This is a genomic window from Arthrobacter sp. TE12232, from assembly GCF_054062615.1.
In genome coordinates, this window is record NZ_JBSSFK010000001.1 from 4,755,864 (window position 1) to 4,782,822 (window position 26,959).

The following is a 26,959-nucleotide window of genomic DNA, read 5'->3' on the forward strand; positions in this document are numbered from 1 at the left end:
CGAGGTACGCAGACTGTGAAATACCTCACGCCGGTCCGGTGCGGCGCGGACTGGGGACATGTCGTTTGTCGATTCCCGCCGATACCGACGGCATGTCTTATCCCTTCGATCAGCTCCTATTTCGAGAGTGTTCCTCGCGCTGTGATTTCACCGTAGGCTCGGTCTTGGGCGGCTTGGAACGAACACTTGGAGGCTTTGCTCATGTCGCGCATCATGCGGTTCGACCACGTCGGCGTCACGGTCCAGGACCTCGACAAGGTGACAGCGTTCTTCGTTGGACTCGGTCTCGAGATTGAGGGCCGGACGTTCGTGGAGGGCGAGTTCATCGACACGGTCATAGCGATCCCTGATTCCCGCACAGAGATCGTTATGTTGCGAACGCCTGACGGAGGTACAGGGGTGGAGCTTTCCAGCTTCGTCCGGCCCGACCCCGAGCCGGGATCGCCCGCCGCCATGGCCAACGAACTCGGGTTGCGCAGTGTCGCCTTCGAGGTCGATGATCTCCAGGCGCACGTCGATCGGCTGGCCGGGGAGGGGTACGGGCTGGTCGGTGGCATCGGCCAGTATGAGGACGTCTGGCGCATGGCCTACGTGCGGGGTCCGGAGGGAATCATCGTGGCCTTGGCTGAGCGGATCAGCTGACACGGCGGTCCCAGCGGCGATGCCTCCGGCCCACCCCCGATCCCCCGAGGCTGATTCCGCAGGAGTGATTCCGCAGGGTTGATTCCGCAGGGGCGATTCCGCGAAGCTCCCCCGGCATCCGCGCTTAGGATGAAGGTATGCCTCCCGCCCCCGACTTCCCCCTGCTGTGCCCGGTGTGCAGGACCAGCCTCCGGTCCAGCGACGCTGGCGCCCCGACCCTGCAGTGCGGCGCCGGCCACAGCTTCGATGCCGCCAAGCAGGGGTACTTCAACTTTCTGGTCGGCAAGGGGACGGTATTTGAGGCGGACAGCGCGGACATGGTCGCGGCCCGCTTCGACTTCCTCTCCGCAGGGCACTATCAGCCGCTGGCCGATGCCGTTGCCGAGGTGTCCTTACCGGCGCTCGCAGCTTCAGCGGGCGGGCGGCCCACGGTGTTGGATGCCGGAACGGGCACAGGCCACTACCTCAGGACACTGCTGGACAGGTTTGACCAGGACAGGGCTGAATCCGAGGGGGCGGACCCCGAGCGCCCTCCGGCGGGTAGTGTTTCGGCTGCGGCCATCGGTCTGGACATTTCCAAGTTCGCGCTGCGCCGCGCCGCCAGGATGAACCCGGAAGCCCTCAACGTGGCCGGGGACGTCTGGCAGCCTCTGCCGGTCCAGGACAACGCCGTCGACGTCGTTACGGTGGTCTTTGCGCCGCGCAACGCGCCGGAGTTCGCCCGGGTGCTCCGGCCCGGCGGCCGCCTCGTGGTGGTCACGCCCCGGCCCGGCCACCTGGCCGAGATCGCCGGACAGACCGGCATGCTGGGGATCGAGCCGGCCAAGGACGAGCGGCTCGCGGCATCCCTGGGCACGCACTTCGCTCCCGTCGGAACCCGGGATCTGGACCTGGCTCTCTCCCTGAGCCCGCGCGACGTCACCAACCTTGCCCTGATGGGTCCGGCGGGACACCATCTGGACCGGAGCGCCCTCGCGGCGCTTGAGGCCGGACTTCCGCCGCGCACCGCCGTCTCGGCCCGATTCCGGATCAGCGTCTTCGAACCGGTTCCCGCGAGCTGACCCGGCGCGGCGGTGCGGCACGCCTGCACCGCGTCCGCACCGCTGAACCCGTCCCCGGGGCGGGGAATCAGCCCGGCACGTAACGACTTGGCCACGTTGTCCACCAATTTTCGGCGCCCGGGTCCAGTCGTTGCCCTTCAGTTTAGGATGGAAAGACAGTTACTGAGGAGCTGTGCTTTCAGCTCCCGGAACTCAAGGGGGAATTGATGTCTGTATGGCTGGTCGAGAACTGGTGGGCGCTGTGGCTCACCCTGTTCCTCCTGTTTGCCGTGGTCGAGATGCTCACCCTGGACCTGTTCTTCATCATGCTCGGCGGAGGTGCCCTCGCCGGATTGGTGGCGGACTTCGCCGGCGCCGATCTGTGGCTGCAGATCATCGCCTTCTGCGTTGTGTCCCTGCTGATGATCGGCTTTGTCCGGCCGGTGGCCCTCAAGCACCTCCACAAGGGCCCGGCGGACCAGCGCAGCAACATCGAAAGACTCATCGGCGAATCCGCCCTCGTCATGGAGGCAGTGAGCGAGACCGGCGGCCTCGTCAAGATTGGCGGGGACGTCTGGAGCGCACGGTCCGAATCCGGGGTGCTCGCGCCAGGCCAGCAGGCCGTGGTCAGCGCCATCGACGGGGCCACGGCGATCGTGGCCCCGCAGCCGGAATCGGCCATCCAATAAAGAGGCGGCAGGACATCCTGCGGCACCGGCAGCGGGCCGCACCGCCGCGGATCTGCCACAGCGACACCAAAATCAAACAACTGGGGAATAGGTGATGTATGGATATCGCAATCGCAATTGTGCTGCTGGTACTGATTGCGTTCGTAATTATTGTGCTGGTCCGGTCGGTCCGGATCATTCCGCAAGCCCGGGCCGGCGTCGTTGAACGGCTGGGCAAATACCAACGCACCCTGAATCCCGGCCTCACCCTGCTCATTCCGTTTGTGGACCGCCTGCTGCCGCTGCTGGACCTCCGCGAGCAGGTGGTTTCCTTCCCGCCGCAGCCCGTCATCACCGAGGACAACCTGGTGGTCTCGATCGACACCGTGGTGTACTTCCAAGTCACCGATGCCCGCGCCGCCACCTATGAGATCGCGAACTACATCCAGGCCGTGGAGCAGCTCACCACCACAACACTGCGCAATGTGGTCGGCGGGCTCAACCTCGAGGAAGCGCTGACATCGCGCGACCAGATCAACGGCCAGCTCCGCGGAGTGCTCGACGAGGCGACGGGACGATGGGGCATCCGCGTCTCCCGGGTGGAGCTCAAAGCCATCGATCCGCCCCACTCGATCCAGGACTCGATGGAGAAGCAGATGCGGGCCGAACGCGACCGCCGCGCCGCCATCCTGACCGCGGAGGGAACCAAACAATCGGCCATCCTCACCGCCGAAGGCCAGCGCCAGTCCTCCATCCTGAAGGCCGAAGGCGACGCCAAGGCGGCGATCCTGCGGGCCGACGGCGAGGCGCAGGCCATCCAGAAGGTCTTCGACGCCATCCATAAGGGCAACCCCGACCCGAAGCTGCTGGCCTACCAGTACCTCCAGACCCTCCCGAAGATCGCCGAGGGCTCGTCGAACAAGCTGTGGATCATTCCCAGCGAGGTCGGCGACGCACTCAAGGGGATCGGGAGCGTCCTGGGTACCGGACCAGCTCCGGCTCCGGCTCCAGCTCCCCCGACGGCGACGTCGTCGGATGCCGAAACGCTGGCCGCGCCCGGCGGGGTCGACACCCCGGGAAGCCAGGCCTAGGCGCCCGGCACCTCCCGGACCGTCGGGCACCGCCCGCATCACGGTTCAAGGGAGCCCCCGCAGGCCCCATGGCCCGGTCATTGAGGCCCGGCCGTGGGGCCCGCCGTTTAAGGCCGGACCAGGCAGGCGGGTACTCCTTACGTGGTCCGCGCTGCCCGGCTACTCGCTTTACCTCGTGTGCACCGCTGCCGTATACTTGGGTATTTGTCCGGCCGGTTCAGCCGTCCGGAACAAAAACGCTTCGTACAGCGTTGATTCCAATGACGTGCCAAACAGTTTTTGTCACTGGTGACTGTCATCCGGCCCGGTCAGCGGGCCACTCGCGGTACAGCACAGTGCAACCAGAAGTCCGGCGCCTGACGGTCCCCGGATAACGCAGGGCTGGACCCTGCGAACCGAATAGAGGGAGAAAAGATGAGCGATCGCAGCCTGCGGGGTATGCGCCTTGGCGCACAGAGCATGGAGACCGAATCCGGCGTCGAACCGGCTCCGCGCCAGCGGGTTGAATACCGTTGCGAGGACGGCGAGCAGGTGTTTGTGACGTTCTCCTCGGAAGCCGAAATCCCCCCGGTTTGGGTTTCGAAGACGGGCAAGGAGGCCTTGCTGGTGGACGGCGAACGCCCCGTCAACAGCAACGAAAAGGCAGTGCGCACGCACTGGGACATGCTGCTGGAACGCCGTAGCCTCCCCGAGCTTGAGCAGATCCTCGAAGACCGTCTCACGATCCTGCGCGAACGCCGCGGCGAACGCCGGTCGGCCTAGACGGCCAGCTGATACCACCGGCTAAAAAAGGACAGGGCCCGCATCACTAGTGATGCGGGCCCTGTCCTTTTTCGTGGGCGGTCTGCTTCCGGGACGGTGCCGTCCGGGCCGCTAGGCGTCCTTCTTGCCCCTGAGCTTGTTCCAGCGGGCAGTCAGGCCCCACTTCGTGACGTTGATCATGGCTTCGATGACAATGTTGCCGCTCATCTTCGAGGCCCCGAGTTCACGCTCAACAAAGGTGATGGGGCGTTCCACGATCGTCAGGCCGAGCTTGGCCACGCGCCAGGCCAGGTCCACCTGGAAGCCGTAGCCGACCGAGTCCACCGCATCCAGGTTCAGCTTCTCGAGCGTCGTCCGGCGGAAGGCACGGAAGCCGCCGGTGACGTCCTTGATCTTAACGCCCAGCATGATCCGGGCGTACGTGCTGCCGACCCGGCTGATGGCCTGCCGGTAGAGCGGCCAGTTGACGACGCTGCCGCCGGGAACCCAGCGTGAGCCCATGGCGAGGTCCGCGCCCTGCTCCACGGCCTCGATCAGCTGGGGCAGCTGCTCGGGCTGGTGCGAGCCGTCGGCGTCCATCTCCACGAGGATGTCGTAGCCGGCGTCCAGGCCCCACTTGAAGCCTGCGATGTACGCGGCGCCGAGCCCTGCCTTACCGGCCCGGTGCAGGACGTGGATCTGGCTGTCGTCGGCGGCCATTCGGTCCGCCAGCTGTCCTGTGCCGTCCGGGCTGTTGTCGTCGACAACCAGCACATCGGAGGCAGGCACGGCTGTGCGCAGGCGACCGAGCGTCTTGGGCAACGATTCCAGCTCGTTATAGGTGGGGATGATGGTGAGGACACGCACAGCGAGGCCTTTCCTTGAAGGGAGCAGTCGGTGCGCCGGCAGAGAATCGTCGAAGACTTTCAGGCGCAACTTCCCATTATAGGGAGTCGCACGCGCGTGACGGGCCGCATGGCGGCCCCGGGCAGGTCCACCCGCTTCGGGCCAGTACCGGCAGGCCTGAAAATTTCGGCGCCGGAACCGTTTTCTGCTGCGAAGTAGACCCGCCCCCTCGGGGTGCCCGTGGTCATGACCAGTAAAGCTCCCGCGGGTGCGGCAACCTGGAATGGACCGGGGACTGCGGAGCCTGCGCCGTACGCAACCCTCCGTTGACCCTCAATGCTACGGCGGTGCCCCAATCTGTCAACCGAGCCGTGACCTGCCGTTTCATCCATCGCCCCAGCTCAGGGCAGGGGTCCGCGGGTCAATGTTTCTGGGCAGCCGGCTGTATGCGTCGCCCGTACGGTCAGGCGCCGAGCGCACCGCTGGCATAGAGTTCCTGGCCGTCGCGCACCGTCTGGAGGCAGACGGGGTCCGTGCCCGTATCCAGTGCCGGCAGGAGCGGCGTGCGGGCCCGCGGGTCGGTGCTCCAGGACTGCACCCGGCCGTCGGCAACCTGGACCATGAGTTCCTCGACCTCCCAGACCGCGAAGCTGGCCGGGGCCCCGGGCACCAGCTGCCCGGCCATCGGGTTGCGGTAGCGGGCTGCCCGCCAGCCGGCCCGGGTGTGGCCAAGGAACGCTGCGCGGGCCGAGATCCGCTCCGCCGGGTTGGTGTGCTCCAGGCACGCCCGCACGCTGGACCACGGCCGTAGCGGCGTGACGGGGGTGTCGCTGCCGAAGCAGATCGGCACACCGGCCGCGTAAAGGCTTGCAAAAGCGTTCATGCCCAGCCTGCGGTCGCCGAGGCGCTGCTGGTACAGGCTGTCCCCGCCGCCCCACAGCGCGTCGAAGACCGGCTGGGCGCTGACGGTGACGGAGTAGCGGGCCAGCCGGGTGATTGCCGCGGGATCCGCGAGCTCGACGTGCTCGAAGCGGTGCCCCGCGGCGCGGACGCGCTGTTCGCCCACCTCGGCAGCGGCCAGGTCGAGGGCATCCAGGGCTGCGTCCAGGCCGGCGTCACCGATCACGTGGAAGCCGGCCTGAACGCCCAGGAGCGAGCACGCCGCAAGGTGGGCGGCCGCCTCGGCCACGGAGAGGTACTGGCTGCCGCGCTCCCCCGGCGCGTCCGCGTAGTCGGCACGCAGGGACGCGGTCCGTGAGCCGATCGAGCCGTCGATGTTGAGGTCGCCGGCAAGGCCCAGAACCGGGACGCCCAGCCCGTCAAGGATGGACCGGGCGTGGTCCTCGGAGGTGGCCAGCTCGCCCCAATAGGGCAGGATCTCCGGCACCGGATGCGCGGCATCGACCACTGCGCCGGAGGCTCTGTTCCAGCCCGCGGCGACCCGCAGGTCCTCAACCGTCCCGATGTGCGGAGCGGCCATCTCCGCGAGGGCCACGTATCCGTTCGCGGCCGCCTCGGCGAGGGCGCGCCGCTGGTAGCCGCGCAGGGTGTCCGCCGGCAGCTGGCGGGCCACCTGGCGGGCCGCGGTGTGGGCGCCGCGCTTGACCTGGCTGTCGGCGGCGAAGCCGTCGAGCCCTTCCAGCCCCGCCGATGCCGCCAGGGAGCTGGACACGAGGGCCGAGTGGGCATCCACACGGGCCAGGTAGACCTTGCGGCCGCCGGCGGCACGTTCGATTTCCTCCCGGCTGGGCAGCGCGGGGTTGGTCCAGGTGGTCTCGTCCCAGCCGTGGCCCAGCACGGTACCGCCCGCGCTGGAGGCGGAGGCGCTGGAGGCGGAGACGGCGTCGAGCAGTTCAGCAGCGGAGCGCACGCCCGCCAGCTGCAGCGAATCGAGCGCGATACCAGCTTCCGTCAGGTGGACGTGGGAGTCGACGAAACCGGGGGCGAGCAGCGCGCCCTGCAGATCGATCACCTCCATCGAAGAGTCCGCAATGGAGGTGGCAGCCTGTTCGGAACCGACCCAGGCGACGGTATCGCCGTCGACCAGCATCGCGGTCGCGAAAGGGTCGGCCGCCGTGTAGACGGAGCCGTTGCGGTACAGCGTGACTTTGCGGGGCTGCGGCAGCCGGCGAATCGGTCATGGGTCGGTAACTCCTTGTAACGGTGGCCGGCGTGGCGCCGGCGGGTTTAAAAGTCTTGGCAGGCCGTGTTAGCGGGCCAGCGAGCGGCCCGGTACGGCCAGCAGCCTAGGCCACTGAGGAATAGGCGACGACGCCGCGTTTGATGAGCTTGATCGCCTCCGCGCAGAGCCGCGCAATCCGGGGGTCGAGGTTCGGGATGTCGGCGAGCTGGTCCAAAAGGTCAATGACCTGTTTGACCCAGCGGACAAAGTCGCCTGCGGCCAGGTCGGTGCCGCTGAGCACGTCCTGGAGGTGCCGGCCCTTGGCCCATTTGAAGATCGGCCAGACCAGCCCGAGTTCCGGCTCACCGGTGAGCGGCAGCTTGTTGGCCTCCTCCACGTCCTCGAGGGCGGACCACTCGCGCACCACGGTATCGACGGCGGATTCCAGCGAGATGTTCGGCATCTTGGGCCGCAAGCCGCGGTCCTCGCGCTTAGCCTGGTAGACGAGCACACTGGCCAGGGCGGCGATCTCGGCGGCGTCGAGGTCATTGAATGCACCCATCCGCAGGGACTGCGAGATCAGCAGGTCTTTTTCGCCGTAAATCCGCCGCAGCCGCTGACCGTCCGGGCTGATGGACAGCACGCCGGTGTCCGAGGTTTCCAGGTAGCCGTAGCTCGTCAGGACGCCGCACACACGGTCGAATGTCTTGGCGATGGTGTTGGTCCGGCCCTGGATCTGACGAATCAGCCCGTCCGTCTCCTGGCGGAGCTTCCACCAGCGTTCGGACCAGCGGGCGTGGTCCTCACGTTCGCTGCAGCCGTGGCACGGGTGGGCGCGGAGCTCCCTGCGCAACTCAGCGATCCGTTTCTCCTGGTTGGGCGCGGCCGCAGACCGGCCGAAGTCCTCGTCGCGGCGCGGCGGCGCCGGCGGACGGTGCTCGCGGATGGCGTTGCGCACCGAGGACGCCAGGTCGCGGCGCGACTTGGGGACCTTGGCGTTGAAGGACTTGGGAATCCTGATCCGCGTGATGGGCGACAACGGACCCTCGACGTCCTGCAGGCCGATCCGGCGGAGCTGGTTGTCCAGCGTCATGACGGCAGGGCGGGGCTCCCTGGATTCGTGGTCGGAGCTGAGCACCACCGCTAGGCCCGGCGACTTTCCGGAGGGAACATCCACCACGTCGCCAGGAAGCAAACGGCTCAGGGAGTCCTCCGTGAGCGACTTCACCGCCCGGGAGCTGCTCCTGGACGCCATCTTCTCGGCGTCGGCCAGCGCGCGCCGCAACCGGGCGTACTCGGTGAAGTCGCCCAGGTGGCAGGTCATGGACTTGCTGAACCCCTCGAGGGACTCCTCCCGGCTCCGGACCTGCCGGGCCAGTCCCACCACCGACCGGTCGGCCTGGAACTGCGCAAAGGACGATTCGAGGATTTCCCGGGCGCGCGGCCGGCCGAACTGCGCCAGGAGGTTGATGGACATGTTATAGGTGGGACGGAAGCTTGAGTTCAGCGGGTACGTCCGGCGTGAGGCGAGACCGGCGACGGCGGCCGGATCGGTGCCGGGCTGCCACAGCACCACCGCGTGGCCCTCGACGTCGATGCCCCGGCGGCCGGCACGGCCCGTCAGCTGGGTGTACTCCCCCGCCGTGATGTTGACGTGCGCCTCGCCGTTGAACTTGTCCAGCTTCTCCAGCACGACGCAGCGCGCCGGCATGTTGACGCCCAGGGCGAGCGTTTCGGTGGCGAAGACGGCCTTGACCAGGCCGTCGACGAACAGCTTCTCCACGACCTCCTTGAACGTCGGCAGCATGCCGGCATGGTGCGCGGCGAGTCCGCGCAGCAGTCCGTCCCGCCAGCTCCAGAAGCCGAGCACATCGAGATCATCCGAGGGGATGTCCTGGGCAGCTTCGTCAACGCGCTGGGCGATGATCTGCTGCTCGCGCTCATTGGTCAGCCAGAGCCCGGCGGAGACGCACTGCGCCACGGCCGCGTCGCAGCCGGCCCGAGAGAAGATGAACGTGATGGCCGGCAGGAGGTCCTGCCGGTCCAGGCTGGCGATGACCTGGGGCCGGCTGGCCTTCCGCACAGGGCTGCGCTGGCCGCCCTGGGGTTCGTCCCGCTGGCCACGCTGCTGGCGGCGCTGGTTCCGGCCGCCATGGCCGAAGCGGCCGCGGAAATTCATCTGGCTCTCGGCCCGTGCCATGGAGAGCAGCTCCGGGTTGACCTCGAATCCGGCCCGCCCGGGCACCTCTGCCTTCACGGCGGTGGCTGTCACAGCAGTGGCAGCCGCCTCACTGCCAGTGCCCTCACCGGCCGGTGCGATCTCGTCGAAGCTGGTATCGCCGGCAAACAGGTCCACGATCTTCCGGCCCACCATGACGTGCTGCCACAAGGGCACTGGGCGGTGCTCGGAGACGATCACGTCGGTCTGTCCGCGCACGGTATCGAGCCACGCGCCGAACTCCTCGGCGTTGGAGACCGTGGCACTCAGGGAGGCCACCTGGACCTCGCTGGGCAGGTGGATGATGACTTCCTCCCACACGGCGCCGCGGAAGCGGTCGGCCAGGTAGTGGACCTCGTCCATGACGACGAAACCAAGGTCATCCAACGTGTCCGAGTCCGCGTAGAGCATGTTGCGGAGCACTTCGGTGGTCATGACCACCACGGGTGCGTCGCCGTTGATGCTCGTATCGCCGGTGAGGAGGCCCACCTGGGCGGCACCGTACTTGGCGGCCAGTTCGGAGTACTTCTGGTTGCTCAGGGCTTTGATGGGCGTGGTGTAGAAAGCCTTGAGCCCGCGCTGGAGGGCCAGGTAGATGGCGAACTCGCCCACGATCGTCTTCCCGGCCCCGGTGGGGGCGGCCACGAGCACGCCGCGGCCGGCCTGCAGGGACAGGCATGCCTCGCGCTGGAACTCATCGAGTTCGAATTCCAGGGAGCGGATGAAACCCCCCAGGTAGGTCTTGGCTTCGGTGGCCCGCTCGACGCTGGCGCGGTAACGTTCGGACGGCGACTCCGGCCCGGGGTGTGACGACATGCTTCCAGCCTAATGCGCGAAGGCCTAGAGATTCTCCAGCTCGGAACTTGGGGTGGCCTGGTCCGCGGTGGCTTCGGTCTCGGCGGCGCGTTTGACGGCGCGTCGTTCGCGCCGGCGGTCGTTGAGCATGCACAGCCCGATCGCGGCGAAGAACAGGGCCAGCATGGGGACGGCGAGGTAGAACATGCTCGTGGCGTCGGCGCCGGGAGCCGCCATGGCGGCGAAAAGGCAGACCAGGAACACGGTGATCCGCCAGCTTTTGAGAAGTTGCTGGCCCTTGACGATGCCGGCCAGGTTCAGCCCGACCAGGACCACCGGCAGGAGGAAGGCGATGCCGAAGGCCAGCAGCAGCCGCAGGACAAAGGTCAGGTACACCTGGGCGCTGATGAAGTTGGAGCCGCCCGCCGGCGTGAATTCGGTCAGCACGCGCACCGCGTTGGGCAGCACGAGCCAAGCCAGCAGGACACCGCCGACGAACAACGGCACGGCCGCTGCCACGAACGACAGGGCGATGCGGCGTTCCTTCTTGTGCAGCCCGGGCACGATGAAGGCCCACAGCTGGTAAAGCCAGACGGGGCTGGCGATGATCAGGCCCAGGAACACGGAGACCTGGATCATGAGGTCGAACGAGCTCGCGACCCCGTCAAAGTTCAGCGTGGCCTGCCGGCCCTGCTGTTCGTTCAGGTCCCGGATCGGCTTGGTCAGCGCAGCCAGAAACGGCTGGTAGACGAGGAAGCCCGCCACCGTCCCGATGACGACGGCGATTGCCGCCTTGAAGAGCCGGTTGCGCAGCTCTTTCAGGTGGTCAAGGAGCGCCATCTTCCCCTCGGGGTTTGATCGACGGCTCATGGTTACTGCCATGCGGTCTTAGGCGCGGGTCGACGGCGGAACGTCGGTTCCGTCGCCCGTGCGGCTTTCCGGGGCGGCGGCCTGCGGGTGGTTAACAACCCGGCCCTCCACCGGCTCGGAGCCGTCCTTGGCGTCGGAGGTGCCGTCCTTCTTCATTTCCCGGACTTCCGACTTGAAAATGCGCATCGACTGGCCCAGGCTGCGGGCCATGCCCGGCAGCTTCGGTGCAGCGAACAGCACCAATGCCAGAACGATGATGATGATGAGATGCCAGCCTTCAAGCCTCATGTCAGGAGGTCCTTTCGTTTGAATACATCCTACGTCTAACCCAATTCGATGTCGCACAGCGCCTGGGGCTGCCCGCGTTCCTTCTTGCGCTGGATGCGGCGCAGCCGGCGGGCGTCCTGCCGGGCGAGCTTGGATGCGTCGTAATCATGACGCATCCGGGCAGGCGAGGCAAAAACGGCGCCACCGGGTACCGGTTGAGGGGCCGCGCCGCCCGAGGCGCCGGCGCCATCTTCAGCGGGTGACGGAAGGCGGGAAAACCGGTCCATGGCTTCACCGAGTTCCCTGAGCGCGGTGGTGGCTTGCCGGTACAACCGCACGCCGAGCACGCCATAGAACAACAGCGAAAGCGCGACGAGCGCTATCCAGATCAGGATCCAGGACCACCAAGGCATGCTGATTAGTCTATCGGGAGGTCCGGTAAGTCCTCGTATTGCGTCAGGGCGGCGGCGAGCCACTGCCGCGACGCCTCGGCGAGGGTGGCCGGCTGCAGGATCCGCACCATGCCTCCGTGCTGGGAGACGAACATCGGCAGCCAGTCCGTGCTGCCGAACCGGATCTCGGCCAGCAGGCCGCCATCAGGCAGGGCGGCGGTCCGTTCGGCATAGTAGTCGTCGGCGAGGCCGGTGCCGCGGGGGGCAAGTTGCACCACCACCAACGTGTCGTCGTCGTTCGGTGTGAACAGCTTTACCGGGAAGCTGTCCGCCGGTGTCGCCGTTTCGGCTGCCGGGCGCCCGTTGGGGGTGAGATCCTCAATCCTGTCCAGGCGGAAGTTGCGCAGGCCCCCGGCCAAGTGGCAGTAAGCCTCGAGGTACCACGTGTTGTCGAGCGAATACAGTCGCAGGGGGTCCACGTCGCGTTCGGAGACGCTGTCGCGCTGCGGGGAGAAGTACTTCAAATGAAGCTGCGCGCCGGACCGGATCGCGGCGCGGGCGGTCTCCAAGGTGGCGGAGTTGCCGGGGGCCACCTCGGGGCCGGAGAGCGCGGCCGCTTTGAGCCCCTCCTCCCCCGCCGCGGCCATGAGCTTGAGCGTCACCGATTCGAGCGCGCCGCCTCCGGCGAGCTCGGGCAGGCCGTTGAGCGTCTCCAGGCCCGTCAGGAGCGCGCAGGCCTCGTCCACGGTGAAACGTACCGGGCGGGTCAGGTCCAGGTCCTGGGTGATGAAGACGTGGTCATCGTCCCACTGAATGTCCAGCAGATCGTCGGGGTAGCCTTCCGGCAGGCCCGAGCAGATCAGGATGCGCAGATCGTCCTCGAGGGCCTTGCGGGTGATTCCGAAACGGGCGGCGACCTCGCTGATGTGCAGCCCCTGGTTGTGGACCAGGAAGGGAACCAGTTGCAGCATCCGCTTGAGCTGGTCCTCGGACGTGCGTTTTCGGGGCCGGGCGGCGCGGCCGGCCTCCGGGAAGGCCACCTCCGGGACCGGCGCGGCGGCGAACGCTGCGGCCGCGGCGAGGCGGCGGCGGACGGCGGCGGCGAGTTCGGGCGGCGACACCACGACGGCCCGGGGACCGTAGGAGGCGAGCTCCTCGCCCAGCGTTTCGGCGTCGCGGAAGGGCACCGTAAGGCGGTCCCGTCCCGCCGCAGGCTGCTCCCCGGCTTCGAGGGCGGCACCGGCTTCCGGGGCGGCGGGCCCTGACAGGGCGCGTTTGCGCAGGCCGAGCAGCCGTCCTTGGTCGACGTCGACGACGGCGGTCTGCAGCGGCAGCTCGGCCAGGCCCGCCAGTTCGGCGCGGACGTTGAACCCGGCCGGCGGGGTGAAGCTCTCCTTGTCCAGCACTGTCACGGCGGAGGTCAGCCGGGACAGCCGGAAGAACCGCTTGTCCCCACGGTCCCGGTCGTGGCCCACGAGGTACCACTGGCCGAAGCGGCTGCCGAGGCCCCAGGGCTCCACGAGGCGTTCCTGCTCCTTGCCGGTGCTGCCGGCCAGGTAGCTGAAGCTGACCGGGTGCTGGGCGTGCATGGCGGCCACCAGGTCCTCGAACGCCTGGCCGGCAGGTCGGATGCGCGGCTGGACCCCGACGGGGAGTTCGGCGTCGACGAGGCCGCCGGCGGCCTGCAGCTTGCGGACCGCGTCGACGGCGGCGGAGCCGAGCGCGGCGTGCTCCCAGAGCTGCGCCGCGAGGATCAGCACCGTGCACTCTTCGGGGGTGAGACTGACGTCCGGGAGCCGGTTCGATTCCTTGCCGATCCGGTACCGGGTGGTGGCCGGGTCGTCGGAGCCCCAGCCCGGGTCCGTCACGGCCTCAACATCGAAGCCAAAGTGGCGCAGCTCTCCTTTGTCGCGTTCGAACATGCGGCCGAACGCGACATCACTGCTCGTGGTGTCGCGGTAGACCTTTGCGCGCAGCTCGCTGCGGCGCAGGCCGTACTTGGTGTTGAGCAGGGCAATGAGCAGGTTCAGGAGGCGTTCTGTACGTGAGGCGGACACCCCGCAAGGCTACTAAAGCCGATCCCCGAAAAAGACGAAAGCGCGGCAACAGCCGGAAGAACTTTTCCGATTGTTACCGCGCTTGCGCCCCAAGGGGGTGATCAGGTGCCGGTTCAGTCTGCTGATGCAGCCGGCCCTGCTAGTGGTGCTCGGCGTCCCTTAGCGGACGGCGATGAGGTCTACGACGAAGATCAAGGCCTCGTTGGGGCCGATCGCCCCGCCGGCGCCACGCGAACCGTAGGCAAGCTCGGAGGGGATCTCGAGGCGGCGGCGGCCGCCGACCTTCATGCCGAGGAGGCCCTGGTCCCAGCCCTGGATGACCTGGCCGACGCCGACCCGGAAGTCCAGTGGCGCGCCGCGGCCCCAGGACGCGTCGAATTCTTCACCGGTGGACCAGGCGACGCCCACGTAGTGGGTGGAAACGGTGTCGCCGGCCTTGGCCTCGGCGCCGTCGCCTTCGATCAGGTCCGTGATGACCAGTTCGGTGGGGACGTCTCCTTGGGGGAAGTCGATTTCCGGCTTTTCGCGGTCGAGGTTGCGCTGTCCAAATGACATGGTTGCTCCTTTGGGGGTGACGTGTGGTGAATGCGGTGGATTACTTGACGCCGAGGATGTCGACGACGAAGACGAGGTCGCCCTTGGCGTCGCCTTGGCCCTGATCACCGTAGGCGAGGTCCTTCGGGACCACCAAAAGGACGCGCGAGCCGACCGTCTTGCCGGTCAGGCCCTGGGTCCAGCCCTTGATGACGCCGGTGAGCGGGAAGGTGGCCTTCTGGCCGCGGTCAAAGCTGGAATCGAACACCTTGCCGGTCGCGAGGGCAACGCCCACGTAGTTGACTGTGATGGTGTCGGAATCCTTGACGGCCTGGCCCTTGCCGGTGATGAGGTCCTGGGAGATCAGCGCGGTCGGTGCCGGGACGCCTGCAACGGAGATCTCCGGAACGCCCTTGTCGTTTTCCTTGACGGTCGGCAGTCCGGCCGGCGGGGTGACGGCGTCGCCCTGCGGCTTGTCCAGGACCGGCGGGGCGTCCTTGGCGGAGAGCACCTTGACGATCAGGAGCTGCGTGGGCTTGGCCTCGGTGCCTTCGGCTGCGGCCTGGCCGGGGACGGCCAGGGCAATGTGGGAGCCCACCTTGGCGCCCACGAAAGCGTTGTAGATCACGGGGCTGCTGGTCTTGAGCTCGTCGTTCAGCTCCAGCGGCTCGGGATCGTTCGGGAACGTGTCTTCGAGGGTGGAGCCGTCCGTGCCGTTGAAGGCCACGATCGAGATGTCGGCGATCTGGTTGGCTTTCACCCGGTCGCCGCTGCCCTCGGTGACCACTTTGACAGTGGGTTCCTTGACGTCGAGCGGCTTGGTGAATTCAACACCGGGGGCCTTCTTGTCGCCGTTCTCCGTGAGTTTGACCGAGTCCAGCTTGGCGGTCTCACCCGCGGACTGGCTGGTGGGTTCCGGCGCCGGGGGCGCTTCGCTGCCGCCACAGGCGGTCAGCAGCAGCAGTCCGGGCAGAAGAATTGCAAGTAGTCGGCGCACTTGGAAACTTTCGTCGAGGCAGGGTGGACTCAGTGCCGTTCGGTTTCCCGGGGCAAAGAAAGCGGCGGCCGCAAGGCGGCCCTACCTCAGAATAACGTGCAAAGCTGGGTATCAGCCCATCGAGTCCAGCAGGGCATCGACCCGCTCGTCCACGCTCCGGAACGGATCCTTGCACAGGATGGTCTGGTGGGCGCGGTCGTTGAGCTTCAGATGAACCCAGTCCACGGTGTAGTCACGGCCCAGTTCCTGGGCGCGCCGGACGAAGTCGCCGCGGAGTTTGGCCCGGGTGGTCTGCGGCGGGGCGTCCACCGCGTCCTTGACTGTGGTGTCGTCCACTACCCGGCGGGTGGCCCCGCGGGCCTGGAGCAGGTAGAAGAGGCCACGGCTGCGGGAGATGTCGTGGTAGGTCAGGTCAAGCTGCGCGATCCGGGGGGCGTCGAGCCCCAGGCCGTGCCGTTCGCTGTAGTTGTCCATGAGCTTCTTCTTGATGGCCCAGTCCACTTCGGTGTCGATCGTGCTGGTGTCACCGCTTTCGATCGCATCCAGGGTGCGCTCCCACAGGTCAAGGATGAGCGGCACGTGGGCGTTGTGGGCACCGTTTTCGGCCACAAACGCGGTCACCTTGCTTAGGTACTCGCGCTGGATCTCCAAGGCCGTGAGCTGCCGCCCGTTGGCTAGCCGCACCAGGGCCCGGCCGCTGAGGTCGTGTGAGATTTCCCGGATGCTGCGGATCGGGTTCTCCATCCGCATGTCGCGCATGATCACCCCGGCCTCGATCATCCGCAGGATCAGGTCCACCGTGCCGATCTTGAGCAGGGCCGTGGTTTCCGACATGTTGGAGTCGCCCACGATCACGTGCAGGCGCCGGTAGAACTCGGCATCCGCGTGCGGCTCGTCCCGGGTGTTGATGATGGGCCGGGAGCGGGTGGTGGCCGAGGACACGCCCTCCCAGATGTGGTCGGCCCGCTGGGAGAAGGCGAAGGTGGCCCCGTGCGGGGTCTTCAGGATTTTGCCGGCCCCGGCGATCAGCTGGCGCGTCACGAGGAACGGGATCAGGATCTCGGCGAGTCGGGAAAATTCCCCGCGGCGCGGGATGAGGTAGTTTTCGTGGCTGCCGTAGGAGTTTCCGGCCGAGTCGGTGTTGTTCTTGAACAGGTAGACGGTGCCGTTGAAGCCCTCGGCCGCCAGCCGTTCCTGGGCCTCGTCCACGAGGTCGCACAGGATCAGTTCCCCGGCGCGGTCGTGCGCGATCAGTTGGGCGAGGTCGTCGCACTCGGCCGTGGCGTACTCGGGGTGGGATCCGACATCCAGGTAGAGGCGCGAGCCGTTGGTCAGGAAGACGTTGGAGGACCGTCCCCAGCTGACCACCTTGCGGAAGAGGTAGCGGGCGACTTCCTCCGGCGCGAGCGGCCGGGATTCCGGGCTTGAATAGGAAATTCCGAATTCGGTTTCGATGCCGAATATGCGCTTGTCCATCTCACTTCTCCTCAGCCAGCAGTGCCACGATGTCCGCGTCCTCGAGCCGCCTGAACGCCCGGCGGGTGCCGCGGCCGGTTTCCGAACCGCGGTCCAGTACCGCAACTTCCAGCGCGGACGCCGGCAGGGTGGTTGTTTCCTTGTCCGCGACGAGCCCGGCGAGGGCCAGCCGGATGGCACCGGCGAAGTCGAGTTCGCCCTGCCAGCCCGCCGCAACAGCCTCGGACACCTTGTCCGCCTGCCCGCCCATCACGATGAAGCCGTGTTCATCGGCGATGGACCCGTCAAATGTCAGCCGGTAGAGGTGGTCCGCCTCCTGGGTCTGGGCGACTTCGGCGACGGCCAGTTCCACCTCGAAGGGTTTCTGCTCGGCCGTGAACACCGCTCCGAGGCTCTGGGCGTAGACGCTGGCTAGACCGCGGGCCGTGACGTCTTCACGGTCGTAGGAGTAGCCGCGGACGTCGGCGTACCGCACCCCGGCCTGTCGCAGGCTCTCGAACTCGTTGTATTTTCCGACGGCGGCGAACGCGATTTTGTCGTAGATCTCGCCGATCTTGTGCAGTGACGGGGACGGGTTCTCCGCCACGAGGGCAATCCCGTCCTTGCAGCTGATGACCACCACCGAGCGTCCGCGGGCGATGCCCTTCCGTGCGAAGTCCGCACGGTCCTTCATCAGCTGTTCGGGGGATACATAAAACTGTTGCGTCATCTTAGGCCTCCCGCTGGGCGACGGCCCGGGATTCGATGATGCGGCCGGCCACGGCGGCGAGGTCGCGGTCCGAGACCCGGACGGCGCCCGTCCGGTTCACCACGTAGACCACCGGCCACAGTTGCCGGACCGGGTCGGGTCCGCCGGTGGCGGAGTCGTCGTCGGCGGCGTCGTAGAGTGCCTCGACGGCGACCGCCACGGCATCCTGCTCCGAGAGCCCGGGGCGCCAGAGTTTCTTCAGCGCGCCGCGGGCGAACATCGAGCCGGATCCCACGGCATGGTGTTCCTGTTCCTCGTAGCGGCCGCCCGTGACGTCGTAGGAGAAGAGCCTGCCGAAGCCGGCGGGCCGGTCGAACCCCGCGAACAGGGGGACGACGGCGAGGCCCTGCATCGCCATGGGCAGGTTGCCCCGGACCATGGCGCCGAGCCGGTTCGCCTTGCCGTCCAGGCTCAGGAGCGTGCCTTCGATCTTCTCGTAGTGCTCCAGCTCAACCTGGAACAGCCGGGTGATGTCGAGGGCGATTCCGGCGGTTCCGGCGATGCCCAGTACGGAGTACTGGTCGGCGGGGAAGACTTTCTCGATGTGCCGGCTCGCGATGACGTTGCCCATCGTGGCGCGTCGGTCGCCGGCCATCAGCACTCCCCCGGCGTAGCTCATCGCCACAATCGTGGTGCCGTGCGGGGCCTGGAGGGGTGCTGCGGCCTGGCCGGCGGCGGGCAGCTGGTTGAAAGGCATGTGGCCGAAGGGCATTAAGTCGGGCCGCTCGCGCTGCAGATGCTCAGTGAATGAGGACGTCGCGTTGGCTGCTACGCGGTTGGCTGTTGTTTCCTGCACTGACGCTCCCTCAACGTGGTGGATCAACGACTCTTCCGGCTCTTAGCCCCTCCTGCCGCCCTCATCCGGCGGCCGGCGGCGCTCCTACTGGCCGCCCTTTTGGACGAATGCGCGGACGAACTCCTCGGCATTGGATTCCAGCACGCCGTCGATCTCGTCGAGGAGATCGTCAACGCCCTGGGTGGCTGCCGATGCCTGGGCGTCTGCGGGGGCCGGCGGCGCGGCGGGGACGTCCTCGTCAACCTCGGTGTCCCGCGACTGCGGCTGCTGCTGCTCCTGGCCTGCCATTGTTCTCTCCTTCATGTCCGTCCCTTTTTCTCGTAAGGGACATCCTGTAGCAATAGTGCCACGAGCGGGGCGCCCGCGGGGGCCTTTTGTTCCTAGGAACCGGGGCTGAGTCCCAGCAGCTCGGCCAGGAACGTCCCGGCCTCCCGGTGCCGGGCGAAGAGGCCGCCGGTGAGGGCTTCGGTTCCGCGCAGCGGCTCCCGGGTGGGGACCCGCTGGAGCCGGCCGCGGCCGGGAAGATCGAAGATCACCGAGTCCCAGCTCGCTCCCGCAAGGTCGGCGCCGAAACGGCTGACGCAGCGTCCGCGGAAGTACGCGCGCGTGTCCGACGGCGGTTCGGTCACCGCGCGGCCGATCGCGGCGTCGTCGACGATCCGTTGCATCCGGTCGCGGGCCAGCAGGCGGTAGTAGAGCCCTTTTTCGGGGCGGATGTCCGCCCATTGCAGGTCCACGAGGCCCAGTCGGGCATTGTCCCACTCAAGGCCGTCGCGCTGGCGGTAGCCCTCCAGCAGGGACAGTTTGGCAAGCCATTCCACGGAGGAGGCGGCCGCCGCCCGGTCACCGCCGAGTTCACTCAAGGTGCCGGACCAGCGTTCCAGGACCTCGTGGGTGTGCCCGTCACCGTCCACGGCATCCGCAACGCCGGTGTCCTGAGCGTGTTTGGAGGCGGCCTCGAAATAGATCCATTGCAGGTCCAGGGCGGTGATCCGCCGGCCGTCGCTCAGGCGCAGCATCGCGGTCAGCGAGGTGTCGTGGCTGACCGTCTGCAGGGCCGCGACGGGCTCGTGAACCTCAATCCGGGGCGCCAGGCCGGCCTCGATCAGGCTCAGGACCATCGCGGTGGTGCCGAACTTGAGGAAGTTGGATGCCTGGCTGAGGTTGGCGTCACCGATGATGACGTGGAGCCGGCGGTACTTGTCCGCGGTGGCGTGGGGTTCGTCCCGTGTGTTGATGATGGGCCGGCGGATAGTGGTTTCCAGTCCCACTTCGGTTTCGAAGAAGTCGGCCCGCTGGCTGATCTGGTACCCGGGCCGGGAGCTGTCCTGCCCGAGGCCCACGCGTCCGGCGCCGCAGATGATCTGCCGGGTGACGAAGAACGGGGTGAGCCCGCGAACGATCTCGCCGAACGGCACGGAGCGGGGCATGAGGTAGTTCTCGTGCGAGCCGTAGGAGACGGACTTGTTGTCCGTGTTGTTCTTGTAGAGGTTGACCGGCGGCAGCTCGGGGTCGGCGGCGAGGCGGCGGACGGCGGCCAGCGCCACGAGGTCTCCGGCGGCGTCCCACGTGACGGCGGCGCGCGGGTTGGTGACCTCGGGGCTGGAGTACTCCGGATGGGCGTGGTCGACGTACAACCGTGCCCCGTTGCCCAGCACCATGTTCATCAGCAGCGTGCCGGCCTCGTCCTCGCCGTCGGCCTCCAGCTCCTGACGGCCGTAGGCGAGGGCTATGGCCTCGGCGTCCAGGACCGGAGGCTGGTCCGTGAGCTGTTCGGGGTCCGCGCTGCTGCGCTCCAAGGTCCAGCCGCGGGCGTCGTGCAACGGCTCTTCGTCGGTGTAGTCCCACCGGGTTTCGGCCCCGCCGGCCGCCCGCTGCCGCGTGACCTGGGCGTATGCCTGGATGACGCGGGCAGACATCATGGTGGCGTTGGCGCCGGGGGCCGACGGCGCGTGGATGCCGTACTCGGTCTCCGAGCCCATCACCCGCATCGCACCGCCGACGGGCAGGCCGCCGGCTGTGTCGGCCGGCCGTCCCGGGACACCAGCCGTCACAGGTACTGCCCTGTGCTGGGCATCGTCTCGATGGACTTCCCGGGCTCCTGGCCGGCCTTGCCCTGGACGATGGTGCGGATGTATGTGATGCGCTCACCCTTCTTGCCGGAGATCCGTGCCCAGTCGTCCGGGTTGGTGGTGTTGGGCATGTCCTCGTGCTCACGGAACTCATCCACGACCGCCCGGAGCAGGTGATCGATGCGCAGGCCTTTCTGCCCGATGGTCAGCAGGTCCTTGATGGCGTACTTCTTGGCCCGGTCCACGACGTTCTGCACCACGGCGCCGGAATTGAAGTCCTTGAAGTAGAGCATTTCGGTGTCGCCGTTGGCGTAGGTCACCTCGAGGTATTCGTTGGACTTCTCGGTGGAGTACATCGCCTCGACGGTCCGCTGGACCATGGCGTCCACGGTGGCCTGGACGTCGCCGTTGTGCTCGGCGAGGTCGGACTCGTGGAAGGGAAGGTCCGTGGTGATGTACTTGTTGAAGATGTCGGCGGCGGCCTCGGCGTCGGGACGCTGGATCTTGACCTTGACGTCCAGGCGGCCCGGGCGCAGAATCGCCGGATCGATCATGTCTTCGCGGTTGGAGGCGCCGATCACGATCACGTTGTCCAGCCGTTCGACGCCGTCGATCTCGCTGAGGAGCTGCGGAACGATCGTGGTTTCGACGTCGGAGGAGATGCCGGTGCCGCGGGTGCGGAACAGCGAATCCATTTCGTCGAAGAACACGACCACGGGGCTGCCCTCGGAGGCTTTTTCGCGGGCGCGCGCGAAAATCAGGCGGATGTGCCGCTCCGTCTCGCCGACGTACTTGTCCAGGAGCTCGGGTCCCTTGATGTTCAGGAAGTAGCTCTTCATGTCCGTCTTGCCGGCACGTTCGGCGGCCCGGGCGGCCAGCGAGTTGGCCACGGCTTTGGCGATCAGGGTCTTGCCGCAGCCCGGCGGGCCGTACAGCAGGATTCCCTTGGGGGCCTTGAGTCCGTGCTCGCGGTAGAGGTCGGGGTGCAGGAACGGCAGTTCGACGGCGTCGCGGATCTGTTCGATCTGCGGGCCGAGACCGCCAATGTCCTGGTAGGTGATGTCCGGGACTTCCTCCAGCACGAGGTTTTCGACCTCAGAGCGCGGGATCTTCTCCAGGGCGTAACCGGTGCGGGAATCGATAGAGAGGGCGTCGCCGACCCGGAGCCGCTGGGCGAGCAGGGCCCCGGAGAGCCGGATGACCCGTTCCTCGTCGGCCCGGCCCACCACCAAGGCGCGGTCCGTCCCCAGCATCTCCTTCAGGGTGACCAGGTCCCCGGCGCGCTCGTAGCCGAGCCCGGCGACCACCATCAGGGCCTCGTTCAGGAGGACTTCCTGGCCGACTGCCAGCTGGTTGATGTTCACCAGCGGGCTGATCCCCACGCGCATTTTGCGGCCGGCGTTGAAGATATCGACCGATTCCTCAGTGGCCGCCTGGCCGCTGTTCCCGGCGGTCGGCTGACGCTTCGGGTTCAGCTGAAGGATGGTGCCGAAGCTGTACGGCGGCTGTCCCTCCTGGTCGAGGGCGTTCTTGAGCCGCAGGATCTCCGCCTTGGCGGTCTCCAGCATGCTGACAAGCTTTGAGTTGTTTTGCGTGGCCGCGGCGAGCTGGCGGTCAATGTGCCGGAGCTTGTCCCGGAGGATATTGACCTGCCGCTCGGCGACGGAGAGTTCATTGGCGGCGTACCGCTCCCCCTCGCCGGCAGCGGCCCGGGACGCGTCCGCCCGTGCGGCAGCATCCGCTGCGTCCTCGGCCGGTGTGCGGCCCGGGTCAGTGTTCGGAGTCTCCATCGTGCATCAGCCCCTTCCTGCTCTTCTATTAAGACCTTAGCCCTAAGAAGGCGGGTGCCGCTGGAGACATCCGAAATATGCTGCCTAGTTCGTTATCTCCGGGGTGTCCACGACGTTTGTTCCGGCGATTGCGTCACGGGCGGCGCGACGCAGCTTCTTGTCCGAGACAGCGCGTTCGCCGACGGCGCCGGGAGTCCAGGCGTTGACGTCTTCTTCGTTGAAATCGGTCTTGGACGGGCGGCGCTTCACGGAGATTCCCGTGACGCCGTCGGCGAGCCGGCGGGTGACCAGCAGGAAGCCTGTGTGGGCGACCATGCGGTGGTCCGGGCGCACGGCCAGGCCTTCGAGGTGCCAGCCGCGGACCATGGATTCCCACGCGTCGGGCTCGGTGAAGCGGCCGTCGGCGCGGATGGCTTCGGCTGTCCGCGAAAGCTGCGTCACAGTCGCGACATAATTGATCCAGACCCCGCCCGGCGTCAGGACCGTGGCGACGGCGTCGAGGCATTCCCACGGGGCGAGCATGTCCAGAACCACCCGGTCCACGGATCCCGGCTCTTCGGTGCGAACCACTTCTTCCTGGAAGTCTCCGAGGGAGATCTTCCAGGCCGGGTGCGGGCCGCCGAAGATGGTCTCAACGTTGCCGCGGGCAATATCGGCGAATTCCTGGCGGCGCTCGAAGGAGTGCAGGTAGCCGTTGTCCCCCACCGCGCGAAGCAGGGAGATGGACAGGGCGCCCGAGCCGACACCGGCTTCAACGACGCGGGCGCCGGGGAAGATGTCCGCCATCGTGACGATCTGGCCGGCGTCCTTGGGGTATACGACGGCGGCGCCGCGCGGCATCGAGAGCACGAAGTCCGAAAGCAGCGGGCGCAGGGTCTGGTACTGCTGTCCGACGTTGTTCACGACGACGGAGCCGTCGGGCTTGCCGATGATCTCGTCATGGTTCAGGAAGCCGCGGTGGGTGTGGAAGGCTCCGCCGACCTCGAGCGTGATCGTGTTCATGCGTCCGCGCTCGTCCGTGAGCTGCACCCGCTCGCCCTCGCGGAACGGTCCGCGGCGGCGTGCAGCACCGGCCGCGGCAGTACTAGTGCCTGCATCGGCGGTGCCAGTGGCTGCGGCTGTGTTAATGCCTGCGGCGGCGGTGGCGGCAGTATCGCTGCTCATGAAAATGTTCCTCGCTCCTGTAAAGCTGTGTGGCCGCGGACATGCCGGCGGGCACCGGTCCTTGCGCGTGGGGGCCGGAAATTCACGACCGACCAGTAACTCTACCGGTTCTGCCCCTGGTTCTGGGGTTGGGGCCGGTACTTGCCCGTAATGGCGCCGAGGACGGCGGACTGGTGCAGCAGCCCGGTAACGGCGCCATCGCGGTCCACCACCGCGTACTCCTGGCCATCGAGCTGAGCCAGGTACTGGACGAGCTCCTGGCCCTTGGACCATTCAGGAACGTAGGCCCCCGCGCCCAGGGCGTACGACACTGCCGAAACAGGGGTCGTCGCGGCCAACGGGGCAGGCACCATGGCCGCTGCGCCGGCGTCGACAATGCCCGCCGGACGGCCGTCCCGGTCGCACACCACCACGGCGGGACTGCCGGACGGCGCCCGGTGCAGGACGTCGGCAACCGTGGCGGTGTCTGGAAGGCCGACGGCCGGCTCGGCGAGGGCCGCGGCGTCGACCAAGTACAGCCGGCCCCGCATGCGGGCCTGCTGGATCGACGCCGAAGCGCCCATCCACAGGAAGCTGCCGACGAGGGCCGTGATGAGGGTGAAGGAAATGTCCGGCCGCGCTCCGCTGACCAGGGGCAGGACAATGAACCACAGCGCCAGGGCGATCACGATGATCCGCCCTGCCCAGCCGGCCGCGATGGTTCCCTTGTCCTGGTTTCCGGTGGCCTTCCAGACGGCCGATTCAACCAGGCGCCCGCCGTCCAGCGGAAGACCGGGAAGCACATTGAAGATGCCGATCAGCAGGTTGGCCCAGACGAAGATGTTGGCCAGGATGTCGGCCACACCGCTCAACTGGCCATAGGCGAGCAGGAGCCAGCCGGCGCCGGCGAGGACAAAGTTCGCCGCAGGGCCGGCCATCGCGACCAGGACCGAGCGGCCCGGTGAGGCGGTGAAGCTTTGGAACTGGGTGTGGCCGCCCCAGAGGTTGAGGACAATTTTCTCCGTGGGCCAGTGGAACACCTTCGCGGTCAGCGCGTGGGCGAGTTCGTGCGCCAGCACGGAGATCAGGAGCAGCAGGGCGTACGCGAAGGCCACGAGGAAGGCGGTGATGCCCAGATGCGGGTTGTTGGTCTCGAGGACCGGCCCGTATGCGATCACGGTGAAGGCCGCGATGATGAACCAGGAGTAGGCGAGATATACCGGGATGCCGGCTATGCGGCCCAGCGGGATACCGTCCTTGCGGGAAGCCGCCACCTTGCCGGGCTGTCCCTGGCCCCCGGTGTCAGCCACGGACGGGACTCGCAGTCGTGCGGGCGACGGAGCCGGCGTCGGAGTCGAGCCCGAAGGTGGCATCGGGGAATTCGTGCCGCAGGGCCACCAGCTCTTCAAGGTCCGCCACCGTGCGGCCCTCGAGGGTATCCCAGGTGGCGCGGCGGGGATCATGCGGGAGGGGCACGATGTGCGGGATGGCGACGGTGACGACGCCCGAGGCCACGGCGGCGGCGACGCCCGGGGCGGAATCCTCCAGGGCCACGCAGTGGTGGTGGCTGAGGTCGGGGTCCTGCTGCTGCAGGAGCTCAACGGCCTTGAGGTAGGCCTCCGGGTGGGGCTTTCCCTGCGAGACGGTGTCCCCTGTGACGAGAAAATCGAAGTAGGGCGCGGGGAGGCTGGCAACGATTTCCCGGGCCAGCGGGGCCTCTGACATGGTGACGAGGGCGCAGCGGACGCCGGCGTTGTAGAGCTCGTCAAGCAGTTCGCGGGCCCCGGGCCGCCAGGGAACGGACTTGCGGACCTGGCTGACCACATGGCCCGTGAGGGTGTCAATGATGTCGCGTCGTTCCATCGTTACGCCGGCCTCCTGCAGCAGGCCGGCGGAAAACACCAGGGACTGTCCCACGAGCTGCATGGCCTGGTCATGGGACCACTGTCCGCCGTGCGCTTCAACGAGGGTGCGTTCGGCTTCTATCCAGTAGGGCTCGGTGTCGACAATGGTGCCATCCATGTCCCATAGCGCTGCTTTAAGGAGGGGCCGGGAAGCTGAGGATCGCATGCCTTCCAGTCTACGGGGAAGCCGGATGCGGGGCGCCCGCGCTACGCCTACGGCGAATTTTGGCCGGCGGGCCGCAGTCTCCGTGCAGTTTTTTGCCTCTTCGCGGCGCTTCAATGCCTGCACGGGGAAGCGACTTGGACGTAGGGTGATGGCATGAACAGCTTCGAGGCAGACCCCACCGAACCAGGCGCCGTCTCCGAGCCGGAGCGGCTGCTGCAGCCCGTCCCCGAGGGCCGGCGCATCACGGTCATGCTGGCCGCCTTTGAAGGCTGGAATGACGCCGGGGAGGCCGCCAGCGACGCCCTGCGCTACCTGAACAAACTCTGGGGCGGCAAAAAGGTCGGGTCGATCGACGCCGACGAGTACTACGACTTCCAGTTCACCAGGCCTACGATTCGCCGGACGGCGTCCGGCGAGCGGAAGATCAAGTGGCCGTCCACCCGGATCTTCAAGGCAAGTGTCCCCGACTCGAATGTGGACGTGATCTTCGTCCAGGGCACAGAGCCGTCCTATAAGTGGCGCGCCTACACCGCCGAGTTGCTGGTGCATGCCGAAGCCCTGCACGTGGACTACGTCATTCTGGTCGGTGCCCTGCTGGCCGATGTGCCGCACAGCCGGCCGATTCCGGTCAGCACGTCCACCGACGACAACGCCCTGCGGGAGCGGATGGACTTTGAAGCGTCACAATACGAGGGCCCGGTGGGAATCGTGGGCGTGCTCGGCGAGGTGGCGCTGCTTGCCGGACTGCCGACGGTCTCGCTCTGGGCGGCCGTGCCGCACTATGTGGCCCAGGCGCCGTCGCCCAAAGCGCAGCTGGCCATCCTGAACCGGATCGAAGAGCTCCTGCAGGTCCCCCTGGACACACAGGAACTCGTGGAAGAGGCCGACGCGTGGGAGCGCGGCGTGGACGAGCTCGCCACCGAGGATCCCGAGATTGCGGCCTATGTGCGCCAGCTGGAGGAGGCCAAGGACACCGCTGACCTCCCGGAGGCCAGCGGCGAATCTATCGCCCGTGAATTTGAGCGCTACCTCAAGCGCCGCAACAAGGACAAACCCTAACGGCCAGGCCGCGGCTGTCGGCTCCTAGAGTTCGACGCCGAGCAGGGCGTTCACGGCATCGCCCACCAGTGCGGCGTCCGTGGCTGACGCGGTTCCCGGGGTGGCCAGCGCGGCCTGGGCCCAGGCGTCGATGGCGGCCAGGGCGCCGGGCGCGTTGAGATCGTTGGCGAGCTCGGTCCGCAGCCGCCCGAGGAGGGACGCGGCGGAGCCGTGCGGAGCCACCGCGAGGGCTTCGCGCCAGGTGCGGAGCCGGTCCTTGGCCTCCGCGAACCCGGCTTCGGTCCAGGACCAGTCCGTGCGGTAGTGGTGGGCCAGGATCGCCAGGCGGATCGCAGCCGGCTCCTCACCGTCAGCGCGGAGCCGGGACACCAGGACCAGGTTGCCCTTGGACTTGCTCATCTTCTCGCCGTCCAGGCCCACCATGCCGGCGTGCGCGAAGTGGCGGGCCAGCGGAACACCCGCCAGCGAGTAGGCGTGGCCGGCACCCATTTCGTGGTGCGGGAAGATCAGGTCCGAGCCGCCGCC

24 protein-coding genes and 1 pseudogene are annotated in these 26,959 nt (G+C 67.5%); 6 read left to right on the forward strand and 19 right to left on the reverse strand.

From position 1 onward, the window contains the following. Positions 1 to 201 precede the first annotated feature (201 nt). From ACVWZ7_RS21300 to ACVWZ7_RS21320, 5 genes are all read left to right on the forward strand, one after another. On the forward strand, positions 202 to 642 hold the full coding sequence (locus ACVWZ7_RS21300) for a VOC family protein (protein ID WP_456509023.1): 441 nt from the start codon (positions 202 to 204) through the stop codon (positions 640 to 642). A 137-nt stretch (positions 643 to 779) separates the two neighbouring features. Further along, the gene (locus ACVWZ7_RS21305; RefSeq protein WP_456509024.1) at positions 780 to 1,703 is read left to right on the forward strand and encodes a putative RNA methyltransferase; all 924 of its coding nucleotides are present in this window, start codon (positions 780 to 782) and stop codon (positions 1,701 to 1,703) included. Between the two features lie 206 nt (positions 1,704 to 1,909). Next, positions 1,910 to 2,371 carry an NfeD family protein gene (locus tag ACVWZ7_RS21310; RefSeq protein ID WP_456509025.1) on the forward strand — a complete coding sequence of 154 codons (462 nt, stop codon included), beginning with the start codon at positions 1,910 to 1,912 and terminating at the stop codon, positions 2,369 to 2,371. Positions 2,372 to 2,469: 98 nt separating this feature from the next. Next, entirely contained in the window at positions 2,470 to 3,441 is a 972-nt protein-coding gene (locus ACVWZ7_RS21315) for an SPFH domain-containing protein (RefSeq protein WP_456509026.1), read from the forward strand. A gap of 414 nt (positions 3,442 to 3,855) precedes the next feature. Then, complete coding sequence (locus tag ACVWZ7_RS21320; RefSeq protein WP_026266329.1) at positions 3,856 to 4,203, forward strand: RNA polymerase-binding protein RbpA; 348 nt, start codon at positions 3,856 to 3,858, stop codon at positions 4,201 to 4,203. 111 nt (positions 4,204 to 4,314) lie between these two features. Here the strand turns inward: ACVWZ7_RS21320 and ACVWZ7_RS21325 are convergent, their stop codons facing one another. The 18 genes from ACVWZ7_RS21325 to ACVWZ7_RS21410 all read right to left on the reverse strand — a co-directional run bounded on the left by ACVWZ7_RS21325 (position 4,315) and on the right by ACVWZ7_RS21410 (position 25,375). Beyond that, positions 4,315 to 5,049: a polyprenol monophosphomannose synthase gene (locus ACVWZ7_RS21325; RefSeq protein WP_091256196.1), complete on the reverse strand. Its 735-nt coding sequence runs from the start codon at positions 5,047 to 5,049 to the stop codon at positions 4,315 to 4,317. 442 nt (positions 5,050 to 5,491) lie between these two features. Further along, entirely contained in the window at positions 5,492 to 7,078 is a 1,587-nt protein-coding gene (locus ACVWZ7_RS21330; RefSeq protein ID WP_456509027.1) for an amidohydrolase, read from the reverse strand. A 196-nt stretch (positions 7,079 to 7,274) separates the two neighbouring features. Beyond that, positions 7,275 to 10,184: a DEAD/DEAH box helicase gene (locus ACVWZ7_RS21335; protein WP_456509028.1), complete on the reverse strand. Its 2,910-nt coding sequence runs from the start codon at positions 10,182 to 10,184 to the stop codon at positions 7,275 to 7,277. Between the two features lie 24 nt (positions 10,185 to 10,208). Next, positions 10,209 to 11,003: a twin-arginine translocase subunit TatC gene (gene tatC / locus ACVWZ7_RS21340; protein WP_344368079.1), complete on the reverse strand. Its 795-nt coding sequence runs from the start codon at positions 11,001 to 11,003 to the stop codon at positions 10,209 to 10,211. Positions 11,004 to 11,051: 48 nt separating this feature from the next. Next, complete coding sequence (tatA, locus tag ACVWZ7_RS21345; protein WP_344367679.1) at positions 11,052 to 11,321, reverse strand: Sec-independent protein translocase subunit TatA; 270 nt, start codon at positions 11,319 to 11,321, stop codon at positions 11,052 to 11,054. Positions 11,322 to 11,356: 35 nt separating this feature from the next. Then, positions 11,357 to 11,713 (reverse strand): hypothetical protein, encoded by a 357-nt coding sequence (locus ACVWZ7_RS21350; protein WP_456509029.1) that lies wholly within the window; start codon positions 11,711 to 11,713, stop codon positions 11,357 to 11,359. 5 nt (positions 11,714 to 11,718) lie between these two features. Next, positions 11,719 to 13,749: a helix-turn-helix transcriptional regulator gene (locus tag ACVWZ7_RS21355; protein ID WP_456509030.1), complete on the reverse strand. Its 2,031-nt coding sequence runs from the start codon at positions 13,747 to 13,749 to the stop codon at positions 11,719 to 11,721. A gap of 159 nt (positions 13,750 to 13,908) precedes the next feature. Further along, positions 13,909 to 14,304, reverse strand: a complete 396-nt coding sequence (locus ACVWZ7_RS21360) for an FKBP-type peptidyl-prolyl cis-trans isomerase (RefSeq protein ID WP_456509031.1) — start codon at positions 14,302 to 14,304, stop codon at positions 13,909 to 13,911. A gap of 40 nt (positions 14,305 to 14,344) precedes the next feature. After that, a complete protein-coding gene (locus ACVWZ7_RS21365) occupies positions 14,345 to 15,280 on the reverse strand; it encodes an FKBP-type peptidyl-prolyl cis-trans isomerase (RefSeq protein WP_344367682.1) in 936 nt (311 codons plus the stop codon). 111 nt (positions 15,281 to 15,391) lie between these two features. Then, entirely contained in the window at positions 15,392 to 16,756 is a 1,365-nt protein-coding gene (pafA, locus tag ACVWZ7_RS21370) for a Pup--protein ligase (RefSeq protein WP_344367683.1), read from the reverse strand. A 1-nt stretch (position 16,757) separates the two neighbouring features. Then, positions 16,758 to 17,465, reverse strand: coding sequence for a proteasome subunit alpha (gene prcA, locus ACVWZ7_RS21375; protein WP_091254221.1), 708 nt, complete (start codon positions 17,463 to 17,465; stop codon positions 16,758 to 16,760). 1 nt (position 17,466) lies between these two features. Then, entirely contained in the window at positions 17,467 to 18,300 is an 834-nt protein-coding gene (gene prcB / locus ACVWZ7_RS21380) for a proteasome subunit beta (RefSeq protein ID WP_456509032.1), read from the reverse strand. Between the two features lie 84 nt (positions 18,301 to 18,384). Beyond that, entirely contained in the window at positions 18,385 to 18,588 is a 204-nt protein-coding gene (locus ACVWZ7_RS21385; RefSeq protein ID WP_026266331.1) for a ubiquitin-like protein Pup, read from the reverse strand. A gap of 92 nt (positions 18,589 to 18,680) precedes the next feature. Continuing rightward, positions 18,681 to 20,354 carry a depupylase/deamidase Dop gene (dop, locus tag ACVWZ7_RS21390; protein ID WP_425547242.1) on the reverse strand — a complete coding sequence of 558 codons (1,674 nt, stop codon included), beginning with the start codon at positions 20,352 to 20,354 and terminating at the stop codon, positions 18,681 to 18,683. Then, entirely contained in the window at positions 20,351 to 22,162 is a 1,812-nt protein-coding gene (gene arc, locus ACVWZ7_RS21395) for a proteasome ATPase (RefSeq protein WP_344367684.1), read from the reverse strand. The genes dop and arc overlap by 4 nt, the downstream gene beginning before the upstream one ends. An 84-nt stretch (positions 22,163 to 22,246) precedes the next feature. Beyond that, the gene (locus ACVWZ7_RS21400) at positions 22,247 to 23,326 is read right to left on the reverse strand and encodes a tRNA (adenine-N1)-methyltransferase (RefSeq protein WP_456509033.1); all 1,080 of its coding nucleotides are present in this window, start codon (positions 23,324 to 23,326) and stop codon (positions 22,247 to 22,249) included. Between the two features lie 101 nt (positions 23,327 to 23,427). Beyond that, complete coding sequence (locus ACVWZ7_RS21405; protein ID WP_456509034.1) at positions 23,428 to 24,615, reverse strand: site-2 protease family protein; 1,188 nt, start codon at positions 24,613 to 24,615, stop codon at positions 23,428 to 23,430. Next, complete coding sequence (locus tag ACVWZ7_RS21410; protein WP_456509035.1) at positions 24,608 to 25,375, reverse strand: HAD family hydrolase; 768 nt, start codon at positions 25,373 to 25,375, stop codon at positions 24,608 to 24,610. Before ACVWZ7_RS21410 ends, ACVWZ7_RS21405 begins: the two co-directional genes overlap by 8 nt. 153 nt (positions 25,376 to 25,528) lie before the next feature. On the opposite strand from ACVWZ7_RS21410, the gene ACVWZ7_RS21415 reads away from it, so the two are divergent. Next, complete coding sequence (locus ACVWZ7_RS21415; protein WP_116765682.1) at positions 25,529 to 26,434, forward strand: PAC2 family protein; 906 nt, start codon at positions 25,529 to 25,531, stop codon at positions 26,432 to 26,434. Between the two features lie 24 nt (positions 26,435 to 26,458). On the opposite strand, the pseudogene ACVWZ7_RS21420 reads toward ACVWZ7_RS21415, so the two are convergent. Continuing rightward, positions 26,459 to 26,959, reverse strand: a pseudogene (locus tag ACVWZ7_RS21420) (cysteine--1-D-myo-inosityl 2-amino-2-deoxy-alpha-D-glucopyranoside ligase); the annotation flags it as partial.

Bases quoted from the DNA above. Each gene is read 5' to 3' on its own strand.
- ACVWZ7_RS21330 (WP_456509027.1), bottom strand. From the start codon at position 7,078: ATGCTGGTCGACGGCGATACCGTCGCCTGGGTCGGTTCCGAACAGGCT.
- ACVWZ7_RS21415 (WP_116765682.1), top strand. From the start codon at position 25,529: ATGAACAGCTTCGAGGCAGACCCCACCGAACCAGGCGCCGTCTCCGAG.
- ACVWZ7_RS21320 (WP_026266329.1), top strand. From the start codon at position 3,856: ATGAGCGATCGCAGCCTGCGGGGTATGCGCCTTGGCGCACAGAGCATG.
- arc (WP_344367684.1), bottom strand. From the start codon at position 22,162: ATGGAGACTCCGAACACTGACCCGGGCCGCACACCGGCCGAGGACGCA.
- ACVWZ7_RS21350 (WP_456509029.1), bottom strand. From the start codon at position 11,713: ATGCCTTGGTGGTCCTGGATCCTGATCTGGATAGCGCTCGTCGCGCTT.
- tatC (WP_344368079.1), bottom strand. From the start codon at position 11,003: ATGGCGCTCCTTGACCACCTGAAAGAGCTGCGCAACCGGCTCTTCAAG.
- prcA (WP_091254221.1), bottom strand. From the start codon at position 17,465: ATGACGCAACAGTTTTATGTATCCCCCGAACAGCTGATGAAGGACCGT.
- ACVWZ7_RS21360 (WP_456509031.1), bottom strand. From the start codon at position 14,304: ATGTCATTTGGACAGCGCAACCTCGACCGCGAAAAGCCGGAAATCGAC.
- tatA (WP_344367679.1), bottom strand. From the start codon at position 11,321: ATGAGGCTTGAAGGCTGGCATCTCATCATCATCATCGTTCTGGCATTG.
- ACVWZ7_RS21315 (WP_456509026.1), top strand. From the start codon at position 2,470: ATGGATATCGCAATCGCAATTGTGCTGCTGGTACTGATTGCGTTCGTA.
- pafA (WP_344367683.1), bottom strand. From the start codon at position 16,756: ATGGACAAGCGCATATTCGGCATCGAAACCGAATTCGGAATTTCCTAT.
- ACVWZ7_RS21385 (WP_026266331.1), bottom strand. From the start codon at position 18,588: ATGGCAGGCCAGGAGCAGCAGCAGCCGCAGTCGCGGGACACCGAGGTT.
- ACVWZ7_RS21400 (WP_456509033.1), bottom strand. From the start codon at position 23,326: ATGAGCAGCGATACTGCCGCCACCGCCGCCGCAGGCATTAACACAGCC.
- ACVWZ7_RS21305 (WP_456509024.1), top strand. From the start codon at position 780: ATGCCTCCCGCCCCCGACTTCCCCCTGCTGTGCCCGGTGTGCAGGACC.
- ACVWZ7_RS21310 (WP_456509025.1), top strand. From the start codon at position 1,910: ATGTCTGTATGGCTGGTCGAGAACTGGTGGGCGCTGTGGCTCACCCTG.
- ACVWZ7_RS21410 (WP_456509035.1), bottom strand. From the start codon at position 25,375: ATGCGATCCTCAGCTTCCCGGCCCCTCCTTAAAGCAGCGCTATGGGAC.
- ACVWZ7_RS21335 (WP_456509028.1), bottom strand. From the start codon at position 10,184: ATGTCGTCACACCCCGGGCCGGAGTCGCCGTCCGAACGTTACCGCGCC.
- ACVWZ7_RS21300 (WP_456509023.1), top strand. From the start codon at position 202: ATGTCGCGCATCATGCGGTTCGACCACGTCGGCGTCACGGTCCAGGAC.